Here is a 26,996-nt window from a genome sequence, read left to right on the forward strand (position 1 = left end):
ATACATTCCGCGCGGATATCCGCGCTCCCGCCCTTCAATACCGCCGCACGTGACGTCTCGTCTGCCCAATACCTAGCCCTCCTGCTGGCCCTGGAACGACCTGTGGACCTGCGGCACGACAGCGACGGAGAGCCATGCAACCCACAACGTCTTCCCCGCCCGTCACCAGCGTGACGCCAACGGTCCCCTCGTCAGCGACGTCTGCGACTGCGTTCGCGGCCCATCCGCCTGCGCAGCACGCCGTCAACATTGCCACGGTGGCATTCTTCTTCGATCTGGACGGCACCCTGGCACCGCTGGCGGCGCGTCCGGACGCAGTCAAACTGCCTCGCGACACCGCCCGTGTGCTGGCGCGGCTGTTCGAGCGGGCGAACGGTGCAATCGCTGTCGTATCGGGTCGCGCCATTGACGAGATCGACGGCCTGCTCGCCCCGCTGCGCGTGCCGGCCGCCGGCCTGCACGGTGCAGAGATTCGTCATGCAAACGGCAAGCTGGCGCGTGCCGAAGGTCACGCGGCCGACACCGAACGCGTCGCCGCCATGGCCGCCCCGCTGCAAGCGCTGGTCGCGCAACATCCGGGGCTGTTGCTCGAGAACAAGGGCTGTGCGCTGGCGCTTCACTATCGCGGCGCGCCCGAACTGGCAGGCGTGGCGCGCGACACCATGCGCGCGCTGGCCGATCTGCACGCCGACCGGTTCTCGCTACAGCCGGGCAAGCTGGTATTCGAACTACGCCCGAGCAATGTCAGCAAGGGCCGCGCCATTTCGACACTTCTGAACGAGGCCCCGTTTGCGAGTCGAACGCCGCTGTTTGCCGGTGACGACCTCACCGACGAGGCCGGTTTTGCCGACGTGAATGCGCTGGGTGGCATCACGATCAAGATCGGGGACGGAGAAACCTGTGCGCACCACCGGCTGCCTTCGCCGGAGGCGCTCACCGCCTGGCTGCTCACGCTGCACGGCGACACCTCCCCGGCCCCGCCTCAACCCTCACAGGAGACAGACGTATGAGTCGCTTAGTCATCGTATCGAACCGGGTCGCGCCCATGACCGAGGGCAAACCCACTGCCGGCGGCCTGGCCATCGGCGTGTTCGATGCGCTCAAGGACACCGGAGGCATGTGGTTCGGCTGGAACGGCGAGATCGACGCGGCGCCCGCCACCGCCCCCGAGATCGCGCATCGCAACAACGTCACCTTCGCCACCGTGCCGCTCACCCGCCGCGACTACAACACGTACTACCGCGGCTTCTCCAATGCGACCCTGTGGCCGACGTTTCACTACCGCGACGACCTCACGCGGTATCAACGCGACGATTACAACGGCTATCGCCACGTCAACGCACGCTTCGCTGCGCTGCTCGCCCCGCTGCTCAAAGACGACGATCTCATCTGGGTGCACGACTATCATCTGCTGCCCTTCGCCCAGGCGTGTCGTCAGATCGGGCTGCGCCAGCGACTGGGCTTCTTTCTTCACATCCCGTTCCCGTCGCCGCAAGTCCTGATGACGGTGCCGCCGCATGAAGCGCTCGTACGCGCGATGTGCGAATACGATCTGGTCGGCTTCCAGACCGAGACGGACCGCACTGCGTTCACCGACTATCTGGTCCGGCTCGGCGGCGCCACGCTCAACAGCGACGGCACGATCACCGCGTACGGCCGAACTTTGCGCACGGGCGTCTATCCGATCGGCGTGTATCCGGACGAGATCCAGAAACAGGCGACTGCCCGCGCGACCGTCAAGCACATCCTCGATCTGAAGCAAGGATTGCAGGAACGCAAGCTCATCATGAGCGTTGACCGTCTGGATTATTCGAAGGGGATGCTCGAACGCTTTCGCGCTTTCGAACGACTGCTGGAGCTGTGGCCGAACCAGCAAGGGACGGTGAGCTTCGTTCAGGTGGCACCGCCAAGCCGCTCCGACGTGGCGGGTTATGGCGAAATCAGGCGTCAATTGGAAACGCTGGCCGGTCATATCAACGGCCGATTCTCGGACCTGGCGTGGACGCCGCTGCGCTACATCAACAAGCGCTACGATCACGAAGTGCTGATGTCGTTCTTCCGCGCATCGCAGGTGGGATACGTCACACCGTTGCGTGACGGCATGAACCTCGTCGCCAAGGAATACGTCGCCTCGCAGGATCCGGCCGACCCCGGCGTGCTGGTGCTGTCGTGTTTTGCCGGGGCGGCGCAGGAACTCGACGGCGCACTGATTGTGAATCCCTACGACATCGACGGCATGGCCGAAGCCCTGCGCTCGGCGCTGAACATGTCGCTGTCGGAGCGCCAGTCGCGGCACGAGAGCATGATGAGTACCTTGCGCGAGCACAACCTGTCGACGTGGCGCGACCGTTTCATTACCGATCTGCGCGCGCCGGCGGCCGCGACTCCGGCCTTGTTGCGCTGCGCCCAACCCACCGCGGCCTGACTGCCGGTCCTGCGCCGGTCCGATACATTCGGTCCGACGACAACGCAGGACGGCCGTGGACGACGCCCTAAGGAGGCATGCCATGCGCCAACGGAGCCACACCTCTGACCCTGCCGACACCCCGTGCATCGAAGTCGAGACCGACGGGCCGGTGACGCTCGTCACGCTTGCGCGTCCGACCCGTCGTAATGCCGTCGACCGCCACATGGCGACGGCGTTGCGCGACGCGCTGCTCGGCTTCGAGCAGGACGAAAACGCGCGCGTCGCAGTGCTATGCGGCAAGGGTGCGTCATTCTGCGCTGGTGCGGATCTTTCGGCCTTCGACGATCCCGAACGTCGCAACGACGTCACGCCCGATGGCAGTGGCGACGGCCCGATGGGCCTTACGCGACGTCATCTGGACAAGCCCGTCATTGCGGCCGTCACCGGTCATGCCGTGGCGGGTGGACTGGAGCTGGCGTTATGGTGCGACCTGCGCGTCGCGGACGACTCCGCTACGTTCGGCGTCTTCTGCCGCCGCTTCGGGGTGCCGCTGATCGATGGGGGAACGGTTCGCCTGCCGCGTCTGATCGGCATGAGCCGGGCACTCGACATGATCCTGACCGGACGCGCCGTGGGCGCTCAGGAGGCATTCGAGATCGGGCTGGTGAACCGGCTGGTGCCGGAAGGCATGGCGTGTCAGGGTGCGCTTGCGTTGGCGCATCAGATCGCCGAGTTACCGCAAGGCGCACTGCGCGCCGACCGCCGGGCGGCCTACGCACAGTGGGATCTGCCGTTGGACGCAGCGCTGCGTCAGGAGGGAGCCGCCGGACACGAGGTCGTGTTCTCGGAAGGCGTCGCCGGCGCCCGTGCATTTCTGGCCGGGGCAGGCCGGCACGGTGCGCCGCGCGAGACGCCTTAGCCCTGCCCTCGTGCCGCCTGTAACCCCAGCGTTGGGAAGTAAAGCAACCGACGCTTAGGGCCTTATCGGGCCGGCGCGGGGAGCGGCGGCAGTTGCGCCAGACGCTTGCTCAGGCCGTCTGCGATTTCCTTCTGATTGGCCTGCTTCGCAAAGTCGATGGCCGTCATCTTCAACTGGTTCGCGAGACGAACGTCTGCCCCACCGTCGAGCAATACCTTGCACGTGCTGATATGGCCACCGCGCGCGGCCATCATGAGCGGCGTCGTGCCGTTCGGCGATTCCGCATCGACATAAGCCGACGCATCGAGCAGCATTTGCACGATGTCGTCATGACCGTTCGTCGCCGCGTAGTGCAGCGGCGCCCAGCCCTTCTTGTTGACTTCGGCGTCCTTGTCGATCAGGAGCTTCACCATCGGCGTGAGGCCTTGCAGCGACGCGATCATCATGGCGTTCTCGCCCGCGCGATTCGTGGCATCCAGATCGGTACGCTTGTCTTCAATGAGCAATTTGGCGACGCCAACGGACTTCTCGCGCATCGCAATTACCAGCAACGGATCGCCCTTCTCGTCGCGCGTGTTCGGATCGACACCGGCCTTAAGCGCCTGTTGCACAGCGTTGGTGTCGTCAAACACGACCGCCTTAACCAGCGACGTATTGGAGGTCGCGGCCGTAGCACACGCCGTCAGCCACAACACGCTCAGCAGCGTGAAGACGTGGATCACTGAAAATTTACGCATCGGGGGCTCCTATCGGTCGTCCGGGAAGTTCAGTTAAAAGCGTCGGCAAAAACGTCGGTTCGAAAGCTACGCGCGATGCGAGTTCAATGCTTCGCCGTGGCAAAGAGGCGGAAAAAGTTCTCGCTTGTCGCCTCAGCAATCTTCTGCAACGGCTCGCCACGCAAATCCGCGATGAATTCCGCCACATGACGTACATAGCCCGGCTGATTGAGCTTGCCGCGATACGGCACCGGCGCGAGATAGGGCGAATCTGTTTCGATCAGCATGCGATCGAGTGGCACGCGACGCGCAACGTCCTGCAAATCGCGCGCGCTCTTGAACGTGACGATGCCCGAGAACGAGATGTAAAAGTTCTGATCGAGCGCGCCTTTCGCGACATCCCAGCTCTCGGTGAAGCAATGCATCACGCCTGCCGGCTCGCCGGCCTCCTCCTCACGCATAAGGCGCAGCGTGTCGTCTGCGGCCGAGCGGGTGTGAATGATCAGCGGCTTGCCAGTCGCGCGAGCAGCACGAATGTGCGTGCGAAACCGCTCGCGCTGCCATTCCATATCTTCGATGCTGCGGCCTTCGAGCCGGTAGTAGTCGAGACCGGTTTCTCCGATGGCGACGACTTTCGGTGTGGCCGCGAGACGCACGAGATCGTCGACGCTCGGCTCGGGTGTGTCCTCATAGTCGGGATGCACGCCTACGGACGCGTAGACATTTTCGTACTGCGCCGCGATCTCCAGCACCTGCGGCAACGTCGGCAGATCGACGGAGACACACAGCGCATGGCTGACCTTGTTCTCGCGCATACGGGCGAGCAAGTCCGGCATCTGCTCGGAGAGCTCCGGGAAATTGATATGACAGTGCGAATCGATGAACATGATGTGCGATCGGTTGCCGACGACCTGCATCAAAGCGATGCGGGTCCACCGAACAACTGTTTGTATTGCAGGAAAAGCGCTTCGAGCAGCACGCGCGTATTGAGCGGGTGATTCTGCACCTGACGCTGTTGCGCCAGCTCGCGCAGGAAGCCAAGCAGACGGACGTCGTCGGTCGAATCGCCGCAGCGGCGCAACGCCTGTGCCTGCGTCGGGAAGAAACGAACGGCACCGGCCATGCGCTCGGCAAGTACGTCGAAACACCAGCGTTGCAACGTCTCCAGAATGCCCGGCAGGCTGCCCTTGTGCAGTTGTTCGGCGCAGGCGAAAGCGTCGATCGCGCCGCCTTGCGCGAGCTGCCCCAGCAGCCAGTCGCGCCAGCCACGCTCGTCGGGCTCGGCCAGCGCGCGCGCGGCAAGCGGGGCACCGCCTGCTTCCGCAAGCACGGCCGCAGCGGTGGTTGCATTGAGGCCAGCCTCGCCCATCAACCATTGCGTGGCTTGCGCGTCGTCGGGACGCGTGAGCACCAGTCGACGGCAGCGCGACAGAATCGTCGGCAGCAGGCGGTCGGGTTGCGTCGTCACCAGCAGGAACACAACGCCTTCGGGCGGCTCTTCCAACGTTTTTAGCAAGGCGTTCGCCGCGTGCACGTTGAGCGACTCGGCCGGATACAGCAACACGACACGACGCCCCTGACGATGCGAGCCAAGACTGGCGAAGTCGATGACCTCGCGCACCTGCTCGATCTTGATTTCCTTACTCGGCGTTTTCGTCTTCTTGTCGCCGTCGGCCTCTGAGCGCGCGTCTGCGCCGGGCAGCGTGTCCGCCAGCGCTTCGGGGCAAATCACGCGGAAGTCCGGGTGATTGCCGCTCGCGAACCACTGGCATGCGCCGCAAGTACCGCATGGAAGATGATCGGCACGCGGTGATTCGCACAGCAGGCCCTGCGCGAACGTCCGCGCAAGCACCACCTCGCCAATGCCCGGCACCGCCTGCAATAGCAGGGCGTGCGGCATCTGAGTGCGCAGGTCGTTAAGGCGTGTCCAGTCCTCTGACTGCCACGGATACAGCATGTGGGCTCCTTGGCCGGATGTTGCAGGTGTTTCGGATGCTGCATGGGCGCGCCGACCGACTCGCGTGTCTGAGGGAGATCGCGGGAAATCGTTACGTGCCCAACGTCAGCCATCGACGTGGATATCCGAATTATGCGCGCGTCGGGGAAAACCGGATGAAGTCCGTCTCTTTCCGCAAGCGCGCCTGGTGTTGCCTAGTGCCCCGGCAATCCCAGCCGTGCGAATACGTCGGCGAGTTGTTCTGCGATGGCGTCGATGCTTTGCGCGGCATCGATCAGCACGATGCGCCCGCCCGATTCCTCGGCACGACGAAGATACTCCTCGCGCACCCGGGTGAAAAATGCGGCCGATTCCCGTTCGAACTTGTCGGGCGCGCGGGCGCCGGCGAGTCGCGCGGCGGCGATCGCCGGATCGAGATCGAACAGAATCGTCAGATCGGGCTGGCGCGTGCCCTGCACCCAGCGCTCAAGAATCGACAGCTTGTCGCGTGACAGGCCACGCCCGCCGCCCTGATACGCAAACGTCGCATCGGTAAAACGATCGGAGACGACCCAGTCGCCACGTGCGAGCGCGGGCTCGATCACCTTCACCAGATGTTCGCGGCGACCCGCAAACATCAGGAGCGCCTCGGTTTCGATATCCATCGGCTCGTCGAGCACGAGCTTGCGCAGCGCTTCGCCCAGCGGCGTCCCCCCCGGCTCGCGCGTCGCCACCACGTCACGGCCAACGGTGGCGAGGCCCCGACGCAGTGCGTCGACAAAAGCATTCACGTGCGTACTCTTGCCCGCGCCGTCGATGCCCTCGAAAGTCACGAACTTGCCCGGCACCACGGCCGGTGCGTCCGGGGATTGCGTCATTGCTCACCTCGCTGATATTTGTCCACGGCGCGATTGTGCTCCTGAAGATTGGTCGAGAAGTGGCTCGTACCGTCGCCGCGCGCCACGAAATACAGGGCGTCGGTCGGCGCGGGGTTGAGCGACGCCGCCAGCGACGCCACGCCCGGCAGCGCAATCGGCGTCGGCGGCAGGCCGGCGCGCGTGTAAGTGTTGTACGGCGTATCCGTTTGCAGGTCGCGCTTGCGCAGACGTCCCGTGTACAGATCGCCCATGCCGTAGATCACCGTCGGGTCGGTCTGCAGCAGCATGCGCTTGCGCAGCCGATTGACGAACACCGCCGCCACTTGCCCGCGCTCGACGGCCTGCCCCGTCTCCTTCTCGACGAGAGAGGCCATGATAAGCGCCTCGTACGGCGTGGCGTACGGCAAGCCCGGTGCACGCGACGCCCAGGCTTCGTCCAGACGCTTCTGCATCAGCCGATAAGCGCGCTTGTAAATATCGACGTCGCTGGTGCCTTTCGGAAAAAGGTACGTGTCGGGGAAGAACATGCCTTCGGCTTCCGCGCGATCTGCGCCCACGAGTTGCATCAGGTCGGCGTCGGGCAGCCCGGCCGTGTCGTGACGCAATGCCGGGTTGGCATCGATCTCGGAACGCATCTTCTTGAAGGTCCAGCCCTCGATGATCGTCACCACGTATTGGTTGACGTCGCCGCGGGCAAGCTTGTCCATGACCTCCATGGGCGTAACGCCGGTCGCGAACTCGTAGTTGCCCGACTTGAGCTTGGTACCCACGTCCATCACGCGGGCGAGCAGATTGAATAGCAGCGGATGCACCGGCACGCCGCCCGAGCGCAACTGCGTGGCGACACTGCGCACCGAGCTGTAAGGCTTGATCGTGACGTCCAGCGTCGGCTTGCCCAGTTGCAGCGGCGCTTGTGCCCAATAATAGAAAGCGCCGCCGGCCGCCAGTGCCGCGACGATCAACAGGACAAACAGACGTTTGATGAAGTACATGAATTGCAGGATAAGTCGCGCAATGACGACAGCGGGTTCGGGGGACTCGTCTGCCGGGCGCGCGTGGCGGCAACGGTGTCGGGCGGCGCATTTGCGCGTCGAACCGGGCTCGCACGTCCTGGCGGAAGACCCAATATAATACTTTGACTTGCCGAACCCTCACAGATTGACAGGCACTTTCGTTTATGACCTCCACATGGCGTGATCTTCTGCCGCAAGCGGCAGCCGCTTCTCTTTCCGATATTTCGTCCGATGCGCGCGCCGCACAGTTCGATGCGTTGCGCACGGGCAGCTTCGTCGCCCTGGCGAGCGACACCGGCCTCATTGCCGTGAACGGCGCCGACGCGGCCGCGTTCCTGCACGGTCAGTTGACCAGCGACGTCGAACGTCTCTCGCCCGTGCAGGCGCGTCTGGCAGGCTATTGCTCGGCCAAGGGACGCCTGCTCGCGACCTTCCTGATGTGGCGCGACACATCCCCCGACGCCACCATCTATCTCGCCAGCGACGCCACCGTGCAAGCCGCCGTTCAGAAACGTCTGTCGATGTTCGTGCTGCGCGCGAAAGCGAAACTGACGGACGGCACGGCTACGCATGTCCTGCTGCACGTCGGTGGCCCGGCCGTTGAGGCCGTGCTGTCGCGGACGTTCGCGTCGCTGCCCGCCGCCGCGCTGGCAGCCGCGCATGCCACCATGGGCGATGCCCCCGGCAACGGCACCAGCCTGATTCGTCTGCCTGATGCCGGTACGGCCCGCTCGCTTTCGCGCTTCCTTTGGAGCGTCCCAGTTGCGCAAGCCGCCGAAGCCTGGAACTCGCTTGTTGCCACGGAAGGCGTCCTCGCTGTCGACCCGACGCTCGCAGCTTGGCTCGACGTTCAAAGCGGCGTGGCCCGTGTCACTATGGCAACACAAGAGCAGTTCGTGCCGCAGATGATCAACTGGGAGGTCGTTGGCGGCGTGAACTTCCGCAAGGGTTGCTACCCGGGGCAGGAAGTCGTCGCACGCAGCCAGTATCGCGGCACGATCAAGCGTCGGCTCCATCTGGCCCATGTTGACGGCGTGCTGCCGGCACCGGGACAGGAACTGGTCGAAACGAGTGATTCCGAGCAGCCCTGCGGCATGGTCGTGCAGGCTGCACCCGCACCGAATGGCGGTTATGACGTCCTCGTCGAGCTGAAACTCACCGCGCGCGAAGCCGACGATGTCCGCCTTGGCACGGTCGACGGCCCGGCACTGGCGTTCGGTGAGCTGCCTTACGAGATCATCGATCCGACGGAAGCGCCGCCGTCGTCGGCATCGTCGGCCGCAGCGTCCTGAGTCGGCCTCACAGCCAGCGCCGATGGACTGTTACGTCTACTACCGTGTCTCGACAACGCAGACCGACGCCGCCCGTGAGGCTGTCGTGCGCCTCTTTGCATTGACGGCCGGGCGCTTCGGCGTTTCCGGCCGCATTCAATGGCGCGCCGACGTCTCAGTCAATGACGTCGCCAAGGGCGGCACCACCTGGATGGAGCGATACGACGACATCGATGCCGCCTTCGTCGAGGCGCTGCCGGAACTGGCCGTCGAGTCCGGTCTGGCGTCGTTGCTCGAAGGCGGACGCCACGTCGAATGCTTCGTCGATATCCCGACGCCCTCCTCCCCATGTGCCTGATCGTCTTCTCCTGGCAGCCCGATGCCGCCACGCCGCTGATCGTTCTTGCCAACCGCGACGAATTCTTCGAACGCGCCGCCGAGCCGCTGCATTGGTGGACGGATCGTCCCGATGTGCTTGCCGGGCGCGATTTGCGCGGCGGCGGAACGTGGATGGGTGTCAATCGTGCGGGACGCTTCGCCGCCTTGACCAACTTCCGCGATGGGCGGGCTCCGATGACACCGAAGGATTCGCCGTCGCGGGGCCTGCTCGTGTCCGCCATGCTCGACGCGACCTCATTTGATGACGATCTGGCGCGCGTAGAGAAGCATGCCCACGAATATGCGGGCTTCAACCTGCTTGCCGGCGATTTGCCGGCGGGTAAGTTGTATTCGCTGGGGAATCGGGAGACGCTTACGGGAGATGAGCAGACCGCGAAACGAACAGGAGGCCAAACGTCACTTCCTGTGGCCCACGCGATCGTGCCGGGCTTTCACGGACTGTCGAACGCGCTTCTGGACACGCCGTGGCCCAAGCTGGTGAGTCGACGTAATGCGCTGCGCGACGCGCTGGAGAACGGTGCCGACGACATCGCGCTCATGCAAGTTATGCGCGACGCCGCCGAAGCCGACGACGAATCACTTCCGGAAACCGGCGTGACGCGAGACTGGGAGAAAAAACTCTCGGCGGCGTTCATCGCATCGCCGGCTTACGGAACGCGTTGCACGACGTTGCTGCGTTATCACCGCGACGGCGTAATCGAAGTGACCGAGTCGACCGTCTCGCCGTCGCAACCTGCGAGCGAATTGCGCGATCTGCAGCACTACCGGTTCGACGTCAACCACGCCTGACCGACGGTGACCCAACGGCGTCACCGGGTCACCGGCATTCGCCATCCGGCCACCCGGCCGGAGGCTTAAACCAACCGCACGATCTGCTTGCCGAAGTTCTCGCCCTTGAGCAATCCGAGGAATGCGGCGGGTGCGCTCTCAATGCCCTGCGTCATCGACTCGCGGTAACGCAGCTCACCGGCGGAGATCGCTTCGGTCAGCTCCTTGAGCGCCTGCGGCCAGATATCCAGGTGTTCCATGATGATGAAGCCTTCGAGCTTCACACGTTGCGTGAGCAGCAGCGAAGGGTACTTCATCGGAATCGGCTCGCCGTTGTACCCCGCGATCATGCCGCACAGCGCGATGCGCGAATGCGCATTGAGGTTGCGCATCACGGCGTCGAACACCTCGCCTCCCACGTTCTCGAAGTATCCGTCGATGCCGTCAGGCGCCGCGTCACGCAATGCTTCGTAGACGTTGCCCGCCTTGTAATCGACACACGCGTCGAAGCCGAGCGTCTCCACGACGTATGCACACTTCTGCTCGCCACCGGCGATGCCAATCACACGGCATCCTGCGCGCTTGGCCAACTGCCCTACAACACTACCCACCGCGCCGGACGCAGCGCTCACCACAACCGTCTCGCCCGCCTTTGGCGCAATGATCCGGTTCAGACCGTACCAGGCCGTTACCCCCGGCATACCGGCCGCACCCAGATAAGCGCTCATCGGCACACTCGCATCGTGAAGACGACGCAGATTGCTGCCGTCCGAAATGCCGTATTCCTGCCAGCCGAACATGGCCGTCACGGCATCCCCCGGTTGCCAGTCCGGATTTCGCGACTCGATCACCTCACCCACGGTCGCACCGATCATCACCGTATCGAGCGGCTGCGGAGGCGCGTACGACTTCGCGTCGCTCATCCGGCCACGCATGTACGGATCGAGGGAAAGGTAGAAATTGCGCACCAGCACCTGCCCGTCGCCCAGCTCCGGAAGCTCAGGGGCGGCAAGGTGAAAGTTATCGAGGGTGGCTTCTCCCGTCGGGCGGGAGACCAGCAAAATCTGGCGATTGATCGTCATGAGACCTCCTCCGCATGATTGACATGCATGAATTTCGTGAACGCGCTCCGTGGCTGAAACACGTGAACGAGTAACCCGGCCGCGCGATCAGGTTGCGTCCGTCGCGCTTAGCCCAACCTCAATCCCCGCTTGGCTCGCCAGGTCGGCGTTGCTCGTGCACTTCGCGCCCGACCGCCAAACGACGCAGATACTTGAACGTGCCCATCGCCTTGGCGACCAGCTTACCGTTAGCATCGCGCACTTCACCTTCGCAGTACGCCATCGTCGTCGAGCGATGCAACAATCGGCCGAACGCACGCATTTCACCTGAACCGGGCTGCATGAAGCTCGTCTTCATTTCGATAGTTACGACGCCCGTGCCTTCCGTTGCAACGCTACGGCTTGCGGTGCTCAGTGCGACATCGAGCAGCGCCATCGTGACGCCGCCGTGCATCACCTCCCAGCTATTGAGATGCTTGGCCGACAAGTCCAGACGCAACTCCGACTCGCCGTTCTCGGCGCGCAACAACTCGATGCCCAGATGATCGATAAATCCCGAACGAATCGTCAGCCCACTCATAGGGAACTCCGGCCACATTGGCCTTCACGGTAAAACTTGTCCATCGTCCTGTCTTCAACTAACGACGTCGCCCATTCGGCGCAACGTCTGATTTTCATCGGTGAACCTGCGATCACGCCGAGGCGCGTCTACGCACATCTACTCGCGTGACACGCCCGCAGCGGCCAATGCCGCCCATGCCGTGGCCAACGAACCGTTCAGGTCGATGGCGCGGCACGCGTGTTCGATCACACACGCATCGAAGCCTGCGGCTTTGGCGTCGAGCGCGCTCCACGCGACGCAAAAATCCGTCGCGAGTCCCACGCAATGCACGCGCCTGACGCCCTTTTCGCGCAAATAGCCCGCGAGGCCCGTTGGTGTCTTGCGGTCGGCCTCCAGAAACGCCGAGTAGCTGTCGACGCTCGTCTGATAGCCCTTACGCACCACCGCCTGCGCATGCGGAATATGCAAATCCGCATGTAACGCTGCGCCCTGCGTGTTCTGCACACAATGCGCCGGCCACAGCACCTGCTCCCCGTACGGCAACGTGATCGTTTCGAACGGTTGACGTCCTGGATGATTGTCTGAAAACGACACGTGCGCCGCCGGATGCCAGTCCTGCGTGATCACCACATGAGAGAACTGACTCGCCAGCGCGTTGATCGCCGGGACCACCTCGTCCCCATGGGGAACCGCCAGCGCGCCGCCCGGCATGAAATCGTTCTGCACGTCGATCACAAGCAGCACTTCGTCCATTGGCTTCATGTCCCGCCTCTCCCCCTTAGCCGTTGAAACGCTTCCCGGCTTCGGCCAGTTCGACCAGTCGCGCGGCGGGTACCCAGTCCTCGCCGTGCTCGCCACTTTCGAAAGTCTTCACACGCGCGAGCACCTTGTCGAGTCCGACCGTATCGGCGTACAGCATCGGGCCACCGCGCCACAACGGGAAGCCGTAGCCATTCAGATACACCATGTCGATGTCTGACGCGCGCGCCGCTGTTCCGTCGGCCAGCACTCTGGCGCCTTCGTTCACCAGTGCGTACACGAGGCGATCGATAATCTCGTCATCCGAGAAGACGCGTGGCGTAATGCCATTCGTCTTGCGATAGTCGTCGAGCATTTGTGCAACTTTGGCGGACTCTCGCGGCGTACGATCACCGTCGGCATAGTCATACCAGCCGGCGTGCGTCTTCTGGCCATAACGCCCCGCTTCGCAAAGCACGTCGGCAATCTTCGGATACGCGATCCCCGGTTGCTCAGCATGACGGCGTTTACGAATCGCCCAACTGACATCGTTGCCCGCCAGATCGCTCGTCCGGAACGGTCCCATCGCGAAGCCGAAACGTTCGATGGCGGCGTCCACCTGCGCAGGCGTCGCGCCTTGCTCGACCATCCACTGCGATTGCTTGAAATACGGTTCGAGCATGCGGTTGCCGATGAACCCGTCGCACACGCGCGCCACCACGGCCAGCTTGCCGATACGCTTCGCAAGCTTCATCACCGTCGCAAGCACATCCTTGCCCGTCTGCCCGCCGCGCACGACTTCGAGCAGACGCATGACATTCGCCGGGCTGAAGAAATGCATGCCGATGACGTCCGCCGCACGCGAAGTCGCTTCCGCCAGCACGTCGAGATTCAGCGTGGAGGTGTTCGATGCCAGAATTGCGCCGGACTTCGCGACTTTGTCCAGCTCACGGAAAACAACCTGCTTGATCGACATGTCTTCGAAAACTGCTTCGACGATCAGATCGGCGTTGGCCACCGTTGCGAAATCGGTGCTGCCGTGAATACGTGCCAGCCGCTTCTCCGCCTCGTCGGCCGACAGCTTGCCGCGCGTGACAGCCCGAGCGTAGTTGCTGCGCATGGCCTCGACGCCGCGCGCCAGCGAGGCTTCAGTCGTATCCACCAGCGTGACGGGAATGCCCGCATTGGCAAACGTCATCGCAATACCGCCGCCCATCGTTCCCGCGCCGATGACGGCCACGCGTTCAATGCTGCGCACCGGCGTATCGTCGGGCACGTCCGCAATCTTGGCGGCCGCTCGCTCACCGAGAAACGCATGGCGCAGCGCCTTCGACTCCGGCGAACTCACCAGTGCGACGAAACACTCGCGCTCGAATTTGACGCCTTCGTCGAATGGACGCTGCAACGCCGCTTCGACTGCCGCCACACACTTATGCGGCGCCGGAAAATGCGGTTGCTCGCGCTGCACCTTGTCTCGTGCGGCGTCGATGGCCAATTGAGCCGAGCCATCGGCGTCTTCGATTGCGACGTCGCGCAGTCGCGGCAGTGCGTTCCCGGCGTCGGCGACGTCACTGGCAAACGCGATTGCGCCCGCCAGCAGATCGTCGTGATTGCCCTCGAAAACATCAGCAAAAAGCGTACCGACGAGCGTTTCGGACTTCACGACGCGCCCCGTGACGACCATGTCGAGCGCACGCGCGACGCCGATAGCACGCGGCAGGCGTTGCGTGCCGCCCGCCCCCGGGAGCAAGCCCAGCTTCACTTCCGGCAAGGCAATTTGCGCGCCCGGCAACGCCACGCGGTAGTGACAAGCGAGCGCCAGTTCCAGACCACCGCCCATGGCGACCGCATGCACCGCCGCGACGACCGGTTTGGTGCACGCATCGAGCGCATTGATCACGTCGACGAGCAGCGGACTTTGCGTGGCTTTTGGCGTATTGAACTCACGGATATCGGCTCCGCCGGAGAACGCCTTACCGCTACCGATCAGCACAATCGCGCGCACCTGCGCATCCGCCTGGGCTTGCGTCAGACCTTGCGCAATGCCTGCACGCGTTGCATGCCCCAGACCGTTGACCGGGGGATTCTCCAGCGTGATGACGGCCACGCCGTCACGAACCTCATAAGCCGTGCTCATCCTTGTCTCTTTCCTTATAGTGTTGGCGTCGGTTGGGGGTGCCGCGATCCCGCAAGCTGCGGCAAGACGATCGTCCGATTCTAGCGCAGCGCTACACCTCAAGCCATTCGCGACGGATCTCGTGCGCGGCCGCAAGGGCCTCCGGCGTGCCCTCGAAAACCAGCGCTCCGCGCCCCATGACGGCAACGCGCTGCGCACAACTCAGCGCGAGCGAAAGCTTCTGTTCGATCAACAGAATGGCGACGCCCGTCGCCCGCAAGTCCGTGAGAATGCGTCCAATGCGTGCCACCACACGCGGCGCGAGCCCCTCGGTCGGTTCGTCGACGATCAACAAATCCGGCCCGGCCATCATGGCCCGGCACAGGGAAAGCAATTGCTGCTCACCACCCGATAGCGAAGCGGCCGGTGCATCGCGTCGCGGCGCCAGCTCTTCAAAGCGCTCAAAGGCCTGCGCGACCGTCATTCCTCGGCCGGAGTCGCCCGCACCTGTGCGTTGCTTTACAGCACGCTGGCCAAGCTGCAGATTCTGGAGCACCGTCAGCGGCCCGAAGACATCGCGCGTCTCCGGCACGTAACCAACGCCCAGTCTGGCGATCCGATGTGACGCCAGTGCGGTCAGCGATTGCCCGTGCCAGCGTATTTCTCCCTCGCGGGCCACCTGCCCCATGATGGCGCGAGCCAGCGTAGAGCGCCCCGCCCCATTACGTCCAAGCACCGCCACGATCTCGCCCGGTGCGACCCGCATCGTCACGCCTTGCAACACGCGACTGCCGCGATAACCGGCTCTGACGTCGATCAACTCAAGCATCGCGGCCCTCGCTCGTTGCGTCGACGTCGAATCTATCCGCGAATTCGCCGAGATACGCCATCCGCACGTCGGGATGCGTACGAACCCGGTCCGGCGTATCGCACGCGATCACGGCACCACGCGCCAGCACCGCGATTCGGTCGGCAAGCGAGAACACGACATGCATGTCGTGCTCGATCATGAGCAGCGAGCGCCCACGGCTCAATTCGGCGATCAGGGACACCATGCGCACGGACTCCGACTGACTCATGCCAGCGGTCGGTTCGTCGAGCAACATCACGTCGCCCGCCGATGCCGCGCACAAACCGACTTCCAGCACACGCTGCTCCGCGTAACTCAACGCACCCGCAGGAACGTCGCGCCGGGCCTCCAGCCCAAGACGTTCGAGCCATGCTTCGCTGCGCCGGGTCACATCGTCCAGACCGCGCGTACGCCGCCAGAACGTATAACGATGGCCGCTCGGCCAAAGACCGGCACACCGCAAATGGTCGATCACACTCATCTGCCCGAACAATTGCGACGTCTGAAAGCTGCGCGATAACCCGAGCCTGCTGATGACATGGGGCGGGCGGCCCGTCACATCGCGACCATGCATCAGCACCCGCCCACTATCGGGACGCGTTCGTCCCGTGATGACATCGAACAGCGTGCTTTTCCCTGCGCCATTGGGTCCGATGATGCCAAGCCGCTCGCCGGGCGAGAGCGTGAGATCGACGCCATTGAGAACCTGCGTGCGTCCGAACGCTTTACCGACTCCCCGAACGCTCAACGCCTGAGCCGGGGTCGCCGCCGGAACCGCGCGCATGACGAATGGGCTCATCGCAGGGCCTCCGCCGTCACCGCGACGTTGCTGACCTTGCGGCGCAAGCGACGCCCTGCAACCGTCAGGATGGCCCCGCCCGCAAAACCCGCCACAACGGCGAGCATCCACGCACCCGCGCCAAAACGGTGGCTCAGGCCGTCGGTCGATACGCCATCGACGGCAAGGCGCGCGGCATAGATCATTTCGATGATCGCGACGCCACCAAACAGTGTCAGCGCAACACCCACACACACGGCTGCGTAGGGCTTCCAAAGCTTGCGAAGCGCACCGTCACGCCATGCCTGCCAATGCGCCGCCAGCAGGCCCGCCATGCCGCCCGGCGCGAACACGACGACGACCAGAAATCCCAGACCGAGATAGAGTTGCCACGCACGCGTTATCGTGGCGAGCACGACGGTCGCAAACACGCCAACGACAGCCCCGAGCATCGGCCCGGCGAAATACGACACCCCGCCCAGCACCGTAAAGACGAGCACAACACCCGAGCGTTCCAGACTGAATGTGTCGGCACTCACCAGTTCGAAATTCATCGCGCCCAATGCGCCGGCCACGCCGGCGAACGCTGCCGCGATGATCTGCATGCGGTATCGCACAGCGGTCGGTGACTGCCCGAGGAATGCGACCCGTACCGGGTTGTCGCGCACGGCGCGCGCCAGAAATCCCAACGGCGTGCGTGTCACGCCAAACATCATGCCTGCAGAGATGAACAACCAGAAAGCGACCAGCCCATAGACTTCGCGCTGCGTCGCGAACGTGACGCCGAACCATGCAGCGCCAAGCGTGCGGTCGGTGGGAATGCCACGCTCTCCGCCAAACCACTCGGGCAGCATCGCGGCCATGACCCAGACAAGCTCAGCCACACCGAGTGTGATCATGGCGAATGTCATGCCGGCGCGACGTGTCGTGACATAGCCGAGCGTGGCGCCCGCTACGCCCCCCGCCAGCGCCCCCGCGAACGGCACGAGCACCATCGACACCGGCAACCCCTGAATACCGATGCGATTCATGCACCACACAGCGGCATACGCGCCGATGCCCGCGTAAGTTGCATGACAAAAGCTGAGCAGGCCCGTCGAGCCAAGCAGCAGATTGAAGGAGAGCGCAAGGATCGCGGCGGTTCCCATTTGCGTCATCAGGGTCAGCGCCGCGTCGGACGGGAAACACCATGGGGCCGCACACAAGATGGCGGCAAAGGCACCCCACACGGCGGTGCGGCGACGCCACGACGCAGGACTCGCGTGCGGCGCATGCGGTGCGTTGACGACCACCTCGTCCATCACCCCTCCCTCACGCCGAATAGCCCGCGCGGCCGCCACAACAGCACCGCGACCATGAGCAGATAAGGGACGGCCGGTGCCAGTTGCGCAACGCTCAGATGCAACAAGGGAGCGAGGAACGACAGGGGAGAGACAGCGTCACCGGCCCCGCCTCGCGACCACCATTGATCGAGTGTCGCGTCGCTCGTCACCGCCCAGGTTTGCAGCAACCCGATCAGCAACGATGCGACGAACGCGCCGCCCAGCGAACCGAGCCCACCGACGACTACGACGACGAACACCACGCTGCCGACCGTCGCTGCCATGCCCGGCTCCGTCACCAGCACGTTGCCGCCTGCGGCGCCGGCAAGGGCGGCCAGCGCCGCACCGCACGCAAACACCCCTGTGTACAGAGACGGCACGTCGTATCCCAGCGCCTGCGTCATAGCAGGCTGCGACAACGCCGCCTGCAGGATCAGCCCGGCGCGTGTCGCACGAAAGGCTACCCAGACGAGCAGCGCAATCGCACAGGCAAGGCCCATCAGGAACAGACGATAGGCTGGCAACGCAATCCCGCCCACATGAACGAGAACGCCTTCGAAGGCTATCGGCACGCCATAGTCGACCGGCCCGCGCCCCCATACGAGTTGCACCAACTCCACCACGATATAGGCCAGCCCGAACGTGGCGAGCAGTTCCGCCAGCGCGCCACGCGCACGCAGACGTCGCAGGACGACGCGCTCAAACAATGCACCCGCGACGCCGACCAGCAGCGGCGCGACGATCAACGCCGCCCAGAAACCGACCGCGCCCGTTAATGCATAAGCAAAGTACGCGCCGAGCATGTAGAAACTGGCATGCGCGAAGTTCAGCACGCCGAGCATGCTGAAAATCAGCGTGAGCCCGCTCGACAGCATAAACAGCAGCAAGCCGTAGCTCACACCGTTTACCAGTACGAGGCCGGCGGTCGCACTCAGCAGATGCACTGCGTCTCCTTCGGAAAGCCAATGAAAGACGCGGCGCAAGCGCCGCATCGGGGGAAATTCAGGGTGACATTATAGAGGGGGCGTGCCGCCGGAATGGCCCGGTATCGCCCGAAAAACGGCGTAAATGCTGGATTTCGGACGACGAGCAGCGCTGAGTCGGAAGCTTCCGATCCGGTCTTCGGTGCCCGCCGCCCTCAAACCGGAAACGTCACGTCCCCGCCTCGTAATCGCGGAATTTCTCCCGCAACTTGAGCTTGAGCATCTTGCCTGTCGCCGTATGTGGAATCTCGTCGACGAAGACCACGTCATCCGGAATCCACCATTTCACGACGCGCCCCTGATAGAACGCCAGCACGTCCTCACGGCTGAGCGTCGAGCCGGGCTTACGCACGACCACCAGCAACGGGCGCTCCTCCCATTTGGGGTGACGAATCGCGATGCACGCGGCTTCGTGAATCTCCGGATGCGCCATTGCGACGTTCTCGACGTCGATGGAACTGATCCACTCACCGCCAGATTTGATGACGTCCTTGCTGCGGTCCGTGATCTGCACGTAGCCTTCCGGGTCGATGGTCGCCACATCGCCGGTCGGGAACCAGCCATCGATCAGGGGCGACGCCTCGGCGCGGAAATAACGGTCTAGCACCCAGGGGCCGCGCGCGTGCAGATCGCCGAACGCTTTGCCGTCCCACGGCAACGCCTCGCCATCGGGCCCGACGATCTTCAGATCGACACCGTAAATGGCCGTCCCCTGCTTCTCAAGAATGCGCTGCTGCTCCGACTCAGGCAGTTCGCGATGATGCTTGCGAAGGTGGCACAACGTACCGAGCGGCGACATTTCGCTCATGCCCCACGCATGAATGACGCGAACGCCATAATCCTTTTCGAACGATTGCAACATGGCGGGCGGGCATGCCGAACCGCCGATGACCGTTCGCTCCAGCGTGGAAAAACGGGCCCCAATCGATTTCACATACGTCAGCAGGCCGAGCCAGACGGTAGGCACGCCTGCCGAGAACGTCACACCCTCGGCTTCGAAGAGTTCGTAAAGCGATTTGCCGTCGAGATCCTTGCCGGGGAACACCAGCTTTGCGCCGGTGAGCGCGCTGGAGTACGGCAGTCCCCACGCATTCACATGAAACATCGGGACGACGGGCAGAACGGCGTCGCGCGCCGACATGCACATGGCATCGGGCAGCGACGCCCCGAACGCATGCAGCACCGTCGAGCGATGGCTATACAGCACGCCTTTCGGATTGCCCGTCGTGCCCGACGTGTAGCAAAGCCCGGACGCCGTGTTCTCGTCCATCGACGGCCACACGAAGTCACCATCCTCAGCGGCAATCAGGTTTTCATAACAAAGCAACGGCAAATTCGACGCAGGTATGTGTGCCGCATCGGTCATCGCGATCCAGCCCTGCACGCCCGGGCACAGCGGCGCAATCGCTTCGACCAGTGGCAGGAAGTTGATGTCGAACGCGACGTAGCGGTCTTCGGCATGCCCCACGATGTAGGCGATCTGCTCCGGGAACAGCCGCGGATTGACGGTATGCACCACGCTGCCCATGCCGGAGACGGCGTAGTACAACTCAAGGTGCCGGTAACCGTTCCATGCCAGCGTGCCCACGCGCTCGCCGTCGCTCACGCCCAGGCGGCGCAGGGCCTGAGCCAGTTGGCGCGCGCGCTGCTCAGCGTCGCGCCAGGTATAGCGATGGATATCGCCTTCGACACGGCGCGACACGATCTCGGTGTCGCCATGGTGGCGAGCGGCATGCTTGAGCAGCGAGGAAATCAGGAGCGGCGCGGCCATCATCTGGCCGAGGAGCGGTGTTGCCATACGTCGAATCTCCAGAAAAGTCGGAAAAACCGGAATTACGGGGATACGTCGGGGAACAACGATTGAAGGATTGAACGGCGAGCGATTGAACAGCGGCGATACGAAAGCGGTGTTCGTAAATCATTCTTGACGTGCACGCTCGCCCGGTCAACGCTCATCGCTTGTGCGGCGCAACACGGGCAACGCCCCGCCAGTGTACGCAACCTGGCAGCAAGCAACGGACACCTCAAGTAGAATGTTTGTTCACCATCAGGAACATCCCCAATGCTGGCTACCGACCGCTCCGCCACTGTTTCCGCCTCGCCCAAGCCGTTCGGACCGCTACCGTTGGCGAACCGTTTCGCGACGCTCGGCCCCGAGTTCTTTACCCGTCTGCCGCCCCAACCGCTCCCCGCGCCCTACCTCGTCGGTTTCTCCGCCGATGCCGCGCGTCTGCTCGGCTGGTCGCCGGACGCCGCGCGCGATCCTGAATTCCTCGCCACGTTCGCAGGCAATACGCCGCTTGCCGGTGGCGATCCGCTCGCCAGCGTCTACTCCGGGCATCAGTTCGGCGTGTGGGCCGGTCAGTTGGGCGACGGCCGTGCGCTATTGCTCGGTGAATCGGACGGCCCCGGCGGGCGCTGGGAGATTCAGCTCAAGGGCGCCGGTCTCACGCCGTATTCGCGCATGGGCGACGGACGCGCCGTGCTGCGCTCGTCGATCCGCGAATTTCTCGGCTCGGAAGCCATGTTTCACCTCGGCGTGCCGACCACGCGCGCGCTGTGCGTCATCGGCTCGGACGCGCCGGTGCGCCGCGAGACGATCGAGACCGCAGCGGTCGTCACGCGTCTGTCGCCGAGTTTCATCCGCTTCGGCCACTTCGAACACTTCTGGGCGGGCGATCAGTACGAAGCCTTGCGTCAGCTTGCCGACTTCACGATCAATCACCACTATCCGCACTGTCGCGAGGAAGCCAATCCTTATCTCGCCCTGCTAAGCGCCGTGTGCGACGCGACGGCCGAGCTCGTGGCGCACTGGCAGGCCGTGGGTTTCTGCCACGGCGTGATGAACACCGACAACATGTCGATTCTCGGTCTGACGATCGATTACGGCCCGTTCGGTTTTCTCGATGGCTTCAACGCACATCACATCTGCAATCACTCCGATACGCAGGGACGTTACGCCTATCAGGCGCAGCCGAACGTCGCGTACTGGAACCTGTTCTGTCTGGCGCAGTCGCTGCTCCCGCTGTTCGGCGAAGGCGAAGCGGCCGTCGAACAGGCGAAATCGGTGCTGCCCGTTTTCAAGACGCGCTTTGCCGAAGAAATCGATCTGCGCATGCGCGCCAAGCTGGGCCTGCGCGAGTCGCATGCCGACGACGAGGCGCTCATCAACCGGCTGTTCAAGCTGATGCACGAAGGGCGCGTCGATTTCACGCGTCTGTTCCGCACGCTGGCGACGTTGCAACTGGACAACCCCGACGCGGACGCCCCGCTGCGCGACATGTTCATCGACCGTCCGGGCTTCGACGCGTGGGCGGTCGATTACCGCGCGCGTCTGCGCCACGAGGCCAGCACCGACACGAAACGCGCCGTCGCGATGCGGCTCGTCAATCCGAAATACATCCTGCGCAACCATCTGGCGGAAGTGGCCATTCGTCGCGCGAACGAGAAGGACTTCTCTGAGGTCGACACGCTGCTCAAGGTGCTTTCGCATCCATATGACGAACAACCCGAATTCGAGCGCTACGCCGAGTTGCCGCCGGACTGGGCTGGTCAGTTGGAAGTGAGCTGCTCGTCCTGAACTTTCCGGTTCGGCGCAGGGCAGCCGGGGGCCGTGGACGCCCGTTGCAAAGCCGGGTTTCGTCCCCACATTCGCTACCTGACGCACCGAACCCCTTTGTACCCTTTTGAATCCAACTGAACGTATGCGACGCACGGTGACCAACGCCGCGCTGGCGCCCCACAGGAGACTTCTATGAGCAAAGTGGAAAAGACCGATGCCGAATGGCGTGCCCAACTCGACGATGTCGAGTACCAGATCACCCGTCACGCGGCGACCGAGCGCGCCTTTACCGGTCGTTACTGGGATCACTGGAAGGACGGCACTTACCGCTGCGTGTGCTGCGGCGCGCCGCTGTTCGAGTCGACCGAGAAGTTCGATGCCGGATGCGGCTGGCCGAGCTATTCCAAGCCGATTGACGGCGCCGGGATCGACGAAATCGCCGATTACAGTCATGGCATGGTGCGTGTAGAAGTGCGCTGCCACAATTGCGACGCCCACCTCGGGCACGTTTTTGAAGACGGCCCGCAGCCAACCGGCCTGCGCTATTGCATCAACTCGGCATCGTTGAACTTTGAGGACAAAGCGGGAGCGTCCGACAAGCCGAAAGACGACTGAGGGTAATCTTCTGCCTAGCGGACGCCACGGCGTCCGCTTTCAAAAGGCGGTCACACGCCGCTGAATCACGGTGAATCGGCGTGAATTTCGCGCCTTTCTCCGGCAATTGGCAACTTCTGGCCTTAGTCTTGCGTCCACCTGACTTTCTACTGGGAGCCCATGTCATGTCCAAGAAATCCGAACGCCGCCTTAGCCTCACCGTCGCCGCCTCGCTAATTGCCGGCGGCGTCATGCTTAGCGCTCCGGTACACGCGCAAATCAACGTGCCGCAAGCCGGTGCGACGGCCGGAGGCACGGTGGCAGTACCGACCGTCATGCCGCGCGCCGTGACGGTCGAACAGGCGCTCAAGGCCCCGAAGGATATGGAGGCCGTCATCGAGGGGCACATCGTCAACCGGATCAAGCACGAGCACTACACGTTCCAGGACCCTTCCGGCTCGATTGAAATCGAACTCGACGACAAGTACCTGCCGACGGGTCAGCAGATCACCCCGGAGACGCTGGTGCGCATCATCGGCGAGGTGGACACCCACCGCATGAAGCCGAACGATATTGACGTGAAGCGCATCGAAATCGTCAAGTAAGCGGGGCAAATCGAGGTTGAAGCGAAGTTGAAGCTGGCCCTTTGAAATATAATGCGGGTTTGCGCCCCGGCCATTGCGCCGGGGGCGGAAACCTCCGAAGCCCCCAAGCCGAGACTTCATGAAATTTCTCTTCGACCTGTTACCGGTCATCCTGTTTTTTGTCGCCTTCAAATTCGCCGGCATTTACGTTGCGACCGGCATCGCGATCGTCACGACGATTGCTCAGGTTATCTGGATGTGGTTGCGCCACCGCAAGGTGGAACCCATGCAATGGGTGAGTCTTGCGATTATCGTGGTGTTCGGCGGCGCGACCATGCTGCTGCACGACGAGACCTTCATCAAGTGGAAGCCCACCGCGCTTTACTGGCTCTTCGGCATCACGCTGTTCGTCGCCGAACTGATGTTCGACAAGAATCTGATTCGCGCGATGATGGAAAAGCAAATGGCGCTCCCCGAGCATCTGTGGCGCGCCGTGAACTTCAGCTGGGCGCTCTTCTTCCTCGCGATGGGCGTGCTCAATCTGGTCATCGCCTATCACTTCTCCACCGACACGTGGGTCGACTTCAAGCTCTTCGGCGGCATGGGCCTCATGGTCGTGTTCATCGTCGTGCAGAGCCTGTGGCTCGCGAAGTACATCAAACAGGACGAGTAACGTCGTCTGTCAGGAAGCCTCCGCCATGACCATGGAACAGCAAATCGAAGCGCGGCTCACTGCTGCGCTCTCCCCCCTCGAGTTTGTGCTTGAGAACGATAGCGCACGGCACGCCGGACACGCTGGCGCCGCCTCGGGCGGGCATTACAACGTGCGCATCGTATCCGCCGCGTTTACCGGACGTAACCGCGTTGCGCGTCACCGCCTGGTGTATGATGCGCTAGCCGATTTGATGCAGAACGGCATTCACGCCCTCGCCATCGTTGCGCTCGCCCCTGGCGAAGCGTAACTAGCCTGCGACGCGTCCCCCGTCGATTAATCTTGCCTTCGTCATTCGTTAGGAAAAACAGCATGGCATTGAAACTCGCCCGCACGGCACTGGCGCTCGGCGCAGCCGTGTCGCTGACCGCCGTCACCCTCCCCGCCCTCGCCCAGAACGTTGCCGTCGTGAATGGCACGCCGGTGCCTGTGGCCCGCGCCGACGCCATGTTGCGCGAGATGGTCCGTCAGGGTCAGCCGAACTCGCCGCAACTGCAACAGCAGGTGCGCGAAGAACTGGTCAAGCGCGAAGTGCTCGCGCAGGCAGCCATCAGCAAGGGGCTTGCTACGGACCCGGGCGTCAAGCAGCAGCTCAAGCTGGCCGAGCAAGGCGTGCTGATCCGCGCGCTCATCACCGACTTCCAGAAGACGTCGCCGGTGACGGACGCTGACCTGCAAGCGCGTTACGACCAGTTGAAGAAGCAGTTCGGCGACAAGGAATATCACGCACGCCACATTCTGGTGCCGAGCGAAGACACGGCCAAGGACATCATCGCCAAGCTCAAGGGCGGCGCGAAATTCGCCGACCTCGCCAAGCAGTACTCGAAGGATCCGGGTTCGGCACAAAACGGTGGCGACCTCGACTGGTCGCCGGCCAATGCCTACGTGCCTGAGTTCGCCGACGCGTTGCAAAAGCTGCAAAAGGGCCAGTATTCGCAATCGCCGGTGAAGACGCAGTTCGGCTACCACGTGCTTGAACTGGACGACGTGCGCGACGCGCAGATTCCGCCGCTCGCAGACGTCAAGCCGCAGCTCGTGCAGCAGATGCAGGAAGAGAAGCTGCAAAGCTTTATCGAAGGCCTGGAAAAGAAGGCTAAGATTCAGTAAGGCAGCGCCGCAATTCAATACGAAAATCCCGCCTTTCGGCGGGATTTTTGTTTGTTCGGCTGTTGGCTGATCGGGCAGCGAACATGCCGATGAAACACAGCGTATCGCCCCCGCACCTTAGTTCGCCCCGATCTGGTCGCCCGGAACATAGGTAAAAATGCTCGCCGGTGCAGCGACGACATTGACGCGAATGATCGGCAAGAAGCGTCCCGTGGCATTGAAGTAGCCTTGTTGCACCACGCGAGCATCGGCTCCGCCGTCTCCGACATTAACGAAGGCCTCTAATGGAAGCTTTTCAGGAATATTGGGAGGCCACGGTTTGAACGTCTGCTCATTCCAAGCCCCCGGGCTGACATAATCGCGCCGCACCGTAACACTCAGTTGAAATTGCGCTGGCGTCGCTTGAAATGGGCAACGTGCGTTCAGCCAAGCCGCGTAAGTCGTGACACCAAGTGCATCGCAGTACCTCGTCTGGCCCGCAGCAAGACAGCTGTCGGGACGCCCAGCGGTTCCACCGTCGGCAGGAAATGCGCATTTCATGACCAGCGCCTGAGCCGTTGGCGCATTGAATTCCTTCATGATGAACCCTGTCCCTCCACGCCCGCTGATCAGTGACGTCACCTTGGCATCGATGCGTAGGAAGCTGAAAGACACGCCGTCCCGAACGATATAGTCCGCACGCGGATTCCAGATCGGCATATCCTTGATAGCGACGATACGAATCAAAACCCCGTTGCAGTAATACGCCGCCTTTGTCCCGCCATTGCAGTCCGGTGACGTGTCGGCATATCGCTTCGTCAGTTGCTCCGCGACACGAAAACCCTCATCCATCTGCTCGGTCTCGTCGAAGCCGAATGTAGCGCCTTGCCCCGGCACGAACGCCACACGCAGGATCGGCATCCATTCGCCAGTCGCCGTGAAGTACTGAATTTGGTAGCGCTGTGCCTGCAATAGCTGGCCAGGTGTGCCGACGTCGTAATAGAACGCCTGAATGGGGATGCTTGACGGTGCAGCCGGATTCCATGCCGCGCTCAACAGCGACAGAGATGTCTGCGCGAGTGCATCGGACACCTGTTCGTGCGCCTGCATCGCTACGTTAAACTGTGAGGCGATGTATGCACTCAGCGAGCACTGACGCAGCACGTTCTGGCCATTCGCAACGAAGTGTGCGACCCACGATGTTGCATCGATCACGGCGTTCGCCGCGCACGAGCTCCAGTCCGGCGGGATCGGCGGCGCGCTCCCCAGCAGGTCGCAACCGTGCGACCCGGAAGTCCCCGGCGGGCTCACCGAAAATGGATACACGCAGCGCACGTCGAAGGGCTTATGCCAACCCGTCGCGGTCAGTCCATCGGCAAGAATGAAACCCGCCGTGGCCCCCAACGACGTCGAGCGCAAGTCGCCTCGCACAAACGCGAGATTGACCGACTGGGTCTGCGTTTCCGCTGCGCTCAATGCCGCAAACTGCTGCGAAGCACCGCCCGTGAGCGGACGCACGATCAGGCCACTACACATCCATATCGGGCGGTCGACTGCGCATCTTTCGACGCGCGAGTCGTATCGTTGGTTGATCAGTTTCGCGACATCCGAACCGGAGACGGCAAACGCCTGCGCGCAGTGCATGGCGATGCCGATGGATGCCAGCGTCAGCAAGCACCGCAAGGCGCAAGCGCACAAACCCGCAACACAGCGGGAAATGATAGTCGCCATGACACTGTCT

The 26,996-nt window shown here is 63.2% G+C and carries 27 protein-coding genes and 1 pseudogene; 12 read left to right on the forward strand and 16 right to left on the reverse strand.

Features of this window, described 5'->3' with window-relative positions; all coding sequences use genetic code 11:
* The first annotated feature begins 134 nt into the window (after positions 1-134).
* The 3 genes from otsB (at position 135) to PAN31117_RS04045 (ending at position 3,326) form a co-directional block, all read left to right on the forward strand.
* On the forward strand, positions 135-1,010 hold the full coding sequence (gene otsB / locus PAN31117_RS04035) for a trehalose-phosphatase (protein ID WP_150737079.1): 876 nt from the start codon (positions 135-137) through the stop codon (positions 1,008-1,010).
* Positions 1,007-2,425, forward strand: coding sequence for an alpha,alpha-trehalose-phosphate synthase (UDP-forming) (otsA, locus tag PAN31117_RS04040; RefSeq protein ID WP_150737080.1), 1,419 nt, complete (start codon positions 1,007-1,009; stop codon positions 2,423-2,425). Before otsB ends, otsA begins: the two co-directional genes overlap by 4 nt.
* Positions 2,426-2,507: 82 nt before the next feature.
* Positions 2,508-3,326, forward strand: coding sequence for a crotonase/enoyl-CoA hydratase family protein (locus PAN31117_RS04045; protein WP_150737081.1), 819 nt, complete (start codon positions 2,508-2,510; stop codon positions 3,324-3,326).
* A 62-nt stretch (positions 3,327-3,388) separates the two neighbouring features.
* On the opposite strand, the gene PAN31117_RS04050 is transcribed toward PAN31117_RS04045, so the two are convergent.
* The 5 genes from PAN31117_RS04050 to mltG all read right to left on the reverse strand — a co-directional run bounded on the left by PAN31117_RS04050 (position 3,389) and on the right by mltG (position 7,848).
* Complete coding sequence (locus PAN31117_RS04050) at positions 3,389-4,063, reverse strand: ankyrin repeat domain-containing protein (RefSeq protein WP_150737082.1); 675 nt, start codon at positions 4,061-4,063, stop codon at positions 3,389-3,391.
* 83 nt (positions 4,064-4,146) lie between these two features.
* Complete coding sequence (locus PAN31117_RS04055) at positions 4,147-4,929, reverse strand: TatD family hydrolase (protein ID WP_150737083.1); 783 nt, start codon at positions 4,927-4,929, stop codon at positions 4,147-4,149.
* Between the two features lie 29 nt (positions 4,930-4,958).
* Positions 4,959-5,999, reverse strand: a complete 1,041-nt coding sequence (gene holB, locus PAN31117_RS04060) for a DNA polymerase III subunit delta' (protein ID WP_150737084.1) — start codon at positions 5,997-5,999, stop codon at positions 4,959-4,961.
* 194 nt (positions 6,000-6,193) lie between these two features.
* Positions 6,194-6,829 carry a dTMP kinase gene (gene tmk, locus PAN31117_RS04065; protein ID WP_150737326.1) on the reverse strand — a complete coding sequence of 212 codons (636 nt, stop codon included), beginning with the start codon at positions 6,827-6,829 and terminating at the stop codon, positions 6,194-6,196.
* Between the two features lie 23 nt (positions 6,830-6,852).
* Entirely contained in the window at positions 6,853-7,848 is a 996-nt protein-coding gene (gene mltG / locus PAN31117_RS04070; protein ID WP_150737085.1) for an endolytic transglycosylase MltG, read from the reverse strand.
* A gap of 185 nt (positions 7,849-8,033) precedes the next feature.
* Here mltG and ygfZ point away from each other — a divergent pair, with 185 nt between their 5' ends.
* From ygfZ to PAN31117_RS04085, 3 genes are read left to right on the forward strand one after another with little or no spacing between them, the layout of a single operon-like run.
* Positions 8,034-9,161, forward strand: a complete 1,128-nt coding sequence (ygfZ, locus tag PAN31117_RS04075; protein ID WP_150737086.1) for a CAF17-like 4Fe-4S cluster assembly/insertion protein YgfZ — start codon at positions 8,034-8,036, stop codon at positions 9,159-9,161.
* Between the two features lie 22 nt (positions 9,162-9,183).
* Positions 9,184-9,498: a DUF4936 family protein gene (locus PAN31117_RS04080; RefSeq protein ID WP_174990816.1), complete on the forward strand. Its 315-nt coding sequence runs from the start codon at positions 9,184-9,186 to the stop codon at positions 9,496-9,498.
* Complete coding sequence (locus tag PAN31117_RS04085; protein ID WP_150737088.1) at positions 9,489-10,328, forward strand: NRDE family protein; 840 nt, start codon at positions 9,489-9,491, stop codon at positions 10,326-10,328. The genes PAN31117_RS04080 and PAN31117_RS04085 overlap by 10 nt, the downstream gene beginning before the upstream one ends.
* A gap of 65 nt (positions 10,329-10,393) precedes the next feature.
* On the opposite strand, the gene PAN31117_RS04090 is transcribed toward PAN31117_RS04085, so the two are convergent.
* From PAN31117_RS04090 to PAN31117_RS04130, 10 genes and pseudogenes are all read right to left on the reverse strand, one after another.
* Positions 10,394-11,389 (reverse strand): NADP-dependent oxidoreductase, encoded by a 996-nt coding sequence (locus PAN31117_RS04090; RefSeq protein WP_150737089.1) that lies wholly within the window; start codon positions 11,387-11,389, stop codon positions 10,394-10,396.
* 118 nt (positions 11,390-11,507) lie between these two features.
* Complete coding sequence (locus PAN31117_RS04095) at positions 11,508-11,948, reverse strand: PaaI family thioesterase (RefSeq protein WP_150737090.1); 441 nt, start codon at positions 11,946-11,948, stop codon at positions 11,508-11,510.
* Positions 11,949-12,086: 138 nt separating this feature from the next.
* On the reverse strand, positions 12,087-12,692 hold the full coding sequence (gene pncA / locus PAN31117_RS04100) for a bifunctional nicotinamidase/pyrazinamidase (RefSeq protein WP_150737091.1): 606 nt from the start codon (positions 12,690-12,692) through the stop codon (positions 12,087-12,089).
* A 16-nt stretch (positions 12,693-12,708) separates the two neighbouring features.
* Positions 12,709-14,805 carry a 3-hydroxyacyl-CoA dehydrogenase NAD-binding domain-containing protein gene (locus PAN31117_RS04105; protein ID WP_150737092.1) on the reverse strand — a complete coding sequence of 699 codons (2,097 nt, stop codon included), beginning with the start codon at positions 14,803-14,805 and terminating at the stop codon, positions 12,709-12,711.
* 91 nt (positions 14,806-14,896) lie between these two features.
* A complete protein-coding gene (locus PAN31117_RS04110; protein ID WP_150737093.1) occupies positions 14,897-15,613 on the reverse strand; it encodes an ABC transporter ATP-binding protein in 717 nt (238 codons plus the stop codon).
* A complete protein-coding gene (locus PAN31117_RS27915; RefSeq protein ID WP_442417688.1) occupies positions 15,606-15,890 on the reverse strand; it encodes an ABC transporter ATP-binding protein C-terminal domain-containing protein in 285 nt (94 codons plus the stop codon). The genes PAN31117_RS04110 and PAN31117_RS27915 overlap by 8 nt, the downstream gene beginning before the upstream one ends.
* Positions 15,879-16,433: pseudogene (locus PAN31117_RS04115) on the reverse strand (ATP-binding cassette domain-containing protein); the annotation flags it as partial. The gene PAN31117_RS27915 and the pseudogene PAN31117_RS04115, both read right to left, overlap by 12 nt.
* Complete coding sequence (locus tag PAN31117_RS04120) at positions 16,430-17,713, reverse strand: branched-chain amino acid ABC transporter permease (protein ID WP_150737095.1); 1,284 nt, start codon at positions 17,711-17,713, stop codon at positions 16,430-16,432. The pseudogene PAN31117_RS04115 and the gene PAN31117_RS04120, both read right to left, overlap by 4 nt.
* Positions 17,713-18,678 carry a branched-chain amino acid ABC transporter permease gene (locus tag PAN31117_RS04125; protein WP_281349130.1) on the reverse strand — a complete coding sequence of 322 codons (966 nt, stop codon included), beginning with the start codon at positions 18,676-18,678 and terminating at the stop codon, positions 17,713-17,715. Before PAN31117_RS04125 ends, PAN31117_RS04120 begins: the two co-directional genes overlap by 1 nt.
* Before the next feature lie 208 nt (positions 18,679-18,886).
* Positions 18,887-20,515: a 3-(methylthio)propionyl-CoA ligase gene (locus tag PAN31117_RS04130; RefSeq protein ID WP_150737097.1), complete on the reverse strand. Its 1,629-nt coding sequence runs from the start codon at positions 20,513-20,515 to the stop codon at positions 18,887-18,889.
* 264 nt (positions 20,516-20,779) lie between these two features.
* On the opposite strand from PAN31117_RS04130, the gene PAN31117_RS04135 reads away from it, so the two are divergent.
* The 6 genes from PAN31117_RS04135 (at position 20,780) to PAN31117_RS04160 (ending at position 25,276) form a co-directional block, all read left to right on the forward strand.
* The gene (locus PAN31117_RS04135) at positions 20,780-22,297 is read left to right on the forward strand and encodes a protein adenylyltransferase SelO (protein ID WP_150737098.1); all 1,518 of its coding nucleotides are present in this window, start codon (positions 20,780-20,782) and stop codon (positions 22,295-22,297) included.
* A 174-nt stretch (positions 22,298-22,471) separates the two neighbouring features.
* The gene (msrB, locus tag PAN31117_RS04140; RefSeq protein ID WP_150737099.1) at positions 22,472-22,894 is read left to right on the forward strand and encodes a peptide-methionine (R)-S-oxide reductase MsrB; all 423 of its coding nucleotides are present in this window, start codon (positions 22,472-22,474) and stop codon (positions 22,892-22,894) included.
* A gap of 164 nt (positions 22,895-23,058) precedes the next feature.
* The gene (locus PAN31117_RS04145; RefSeq protein WP_150737100.1) at positions 23,059-23,478 is read left to right on the forward strand and encodes a YgiW/YdeI family stress tolerance OB fold protein; all 420 of its coding nucleotides are present in this window, start codon (positions 23,059-23,061) and stop codon (positions 23,476-23,478) included.
* Positions 23,479-23,596: 118 nt separating this feature from the next.
* Positions 23,597-24,130: a septation protein A gene (locus tag PAN31117_RS04150; protein ID WP_150737101.1), complete on the forward strand. Its 534-nt coding sequence runs from the start codon at positions 23,597-23,599 to the stop codon at positions 24,128-24,130.
* Positions 24,131-24,155: 25 nt separating this feature from the next.
* Positions 24,156-24,419 carry a BolA family protein gene (locus PAN31117_RS04155; protein ID WP_150737102.1) on the forward strand — a complete coding sequence of 88 codons (264 nt, stop codon included), beginning with the start codon at positions 24,156-24,158 and terminating at the stop codon, positions 24,417-24,419.
* A 62-nt stretch (positions 24,420-24,481) separates the two neighbouring features.
* On the forward strand, positions 24,482-25,276 hold the full coding sequence (locus PAN31117_RS04160; protein ID WP_150737103.1) for a peptidylprolyl isomerase: 795 nt from the start codon (positions 24,482-24,484) through the stop codon (positions 25,274-25,276).
* Between the two features lie 117 nt (positions 25,277-25,393).
* On the opposite strand, the gene PAN31117_RS04165 is transcribed toward PAN31117_RS04160, so the two are convergent.
* Complete coding sequence (locus tag PAN31117_RS04165) at positions 25,394-26,986, reverse strand: hypothetical protein (protein ID WP_150737104.1); 1,593 nt, start codon at positions 26,984-26,986, stop codon at positions 25,394-25,396.
* Positions 26,987-26,996 lie beyond the last annotated feature (10 nt).

The sequence above is a fragment of the Pandoraea anapnoica genome (genome assembly GCF_902459765.1).
Taxonomy (GTDB): Bacteria; Pseudomonadota; Gammaproteobacteria; order Burkholderiales; family Burkholderiaceae; genus Pandoraea; species Pandoraea anapnoica.

What these genes read in the sequence shown, in the direction of transcription:
- PAN31117_RS04160 (WP_150737103.1), top strand. Translation starts at nt 24,482, where the DNA reads ATGGCATTGAAACTCGCCCGCACGGCACTGGCGCTCGGCGCAGCCGTG.
- PAN31117_RS04105 (WP_150737092.1), bottom strand. Translation starts at nt 14,805, where the DNA reads ATGAGCACGGCTTATGAGGTTCGTGACGGCGTGGCCGTCATCACGCTG.
- mltG (WP_150737085.1), bottom strand. Translation starts at nt 7,848, where the DNA reads ATGTACTTCATCAAACGTCTGTTTGTCCTGTTGATCGTCGCGGCACTG.
- PAN31117_RS04055 (WP_150737083.1), bottom strand. Translation starts at nt 4,929, where the DNA reads ATGTTCATCGATTCGCACTGTCATATCAATTTCCCGGAGCTCTCCGAG.
- PAN31117_RS04130 (WP_150737097.1), bottom strand. Translation starts at nt 20,515, where the DNA reads ATGGCAACACCGCTCCTCGGCCAGATGATGGCCGCGCCGCTCCTGATT.
- PAN31117_RS04165 (WP_150737104.1), bottom strand. Translation starts at nt 26,986, where the DNA reads ATGGCGACTATCATTTCCCGCTGTGTTGCGGGTTTGTGCGCTTGCGCC.
- PAN31117_RS04080 (WP_174990816.1), top strand. Translation starts at nt 9,184, where the DNA reads ATGGACTGTTACGTCTACTACCGTGTCTCGACAACGCAGACCGACGCC.
- PAN31117_RS04090 (WP_150737089.1), bottom strand. Translation starts at nt 11,389, where the DNA reads ATGACGATCAATCGCCAGATTTTGCTGGTCTCCCGCCCGACGGGAGAA.
- pncA (WP_150737091.1), bottom strand. Translation starts at nt 12,692, where the DNA reads ATGAAGCCAATGGACGAAGTGCTGCTTGTGATCGACGTGCAGAACGAT.
- PAN31117_RS04095 (WP_150737090.1), bottom strand. Translation starts at nt 11,948, where the DNA reads ATGAGTGGGCTGACGATTCGTTCGGGATTTATCGATCATCTGGGCATC.
- PAN31117_RS04050 (WP_150737082.1), bottom strand. Translation starts at nt 4,063, where the DNA reads ATGCGTAAATTTTCAGTGATCCACGTCTTCACGCTGCTGAGCGTGTTG.
- PAN31117_RS04135 (WP_150737098.1), top strand. Translation starts at nt 20,780, where the DNA reads ATGCTGGCTACCGACCGCTCCGCCACTGTTTCCGCCTCGCCCAAGCCG.
- ygfZ (WP_150737086.1), top strand. Translation starts at nt 8,034, where the DNA reads ATGACCTCCACATGGCGTGATCTTCTGCCGCAAGCGGCAGCCGCTTCT.
- PAN31117_RS04045 (WP_150737081.1), top strand. Translation starts at nt 2,508, where the DNA reads ATGCGCCAACGGAGCCACACCTCTGACCCTGCCGACACCCCGTGCATC.
- holB (WP_150737084.1), bottom strand. Translation starts at nt 5,999, where the DNA reads ATGCTGTATCCGTGGCAGTCAGAGGACTGGACACGCCTTAACGACCTG.
- PAN31117_RS27915 (WP_442417688.1), bottom strand. Translation starts at nt 15,890, where the DNA reads ATGTTGCTCGACGAACCGACCGCTGGCATGAGTCAGTCGGAGTCCGTG.
- PAN31117_RS04085 (WP_150737088.1), top strand. Translation starts at nt 9,489, where the DNA reads ATGTGCCTGATCGTCTTCTCCTGGCAGCCCGATGCCGCCACGCCGCTG.
- PAN31117_RS04145 (WP_150737100.1), top strand. Translation starts at nt 23,059, where the DNA reads ATGTCCAAGAAATCCGAACGCCGCCTTAGCCTCACCGTCGCCGCCTCG.
- PAN31117_RS04150 (WP_150737101.1), top strand. Translation starts at nt 23,597, where the DNA reads ATGAAATTTCTCTTCGACCTGTTACCGGTCATCCTGTTTTTTGTCGCC.
- PAN31117_RS04110 (WP_150737093.1), bottom strand. Translation starts at nt 15,613, where the DNA reads ATGCTTGAGTTGATCGACGTCAGAGCCGGTTATCGCGGCAGTCGCGTG.
- PAN31117_RS04120 (WP_150737095.1), bottom strand. Translation starts at nt 17,713, where the DNA reads ATGGACGAGGTGGTCGTCAACGCACCGCATGCGCCGCACGCGAGTCCT.
- msrB (WP_150737099.1), top strand. Translation starts at nt 22,472, where the DNA reads ATGAGCAAAGTGGAAAAGACCGATGCCGAATGGCGTGCCCAACTCGAC.
- otsB (WP_150737079.1), top strand. Translation starts at nt 135, where the DNA reads ATGCAACCCACAACGTCTTCCCCGCCCGTCACCAGCGTGACGCCAACG.
- otsA (WP_150737080.1), top strand. Translation starts at nt 1,007, where the DNA reads ATGAGTCGCTTAGTCATCGTATCGAACCGGGTCGCGCCCATGACCGAG.
- PAN31117_RS04155 (WP_150737102.1), top strand. Translation starts at nt 24,156, where the DNA reads ATGACCATGGAACAGCAAATCGAAGCGCGGCTCACTGCTGCGCTCTCC.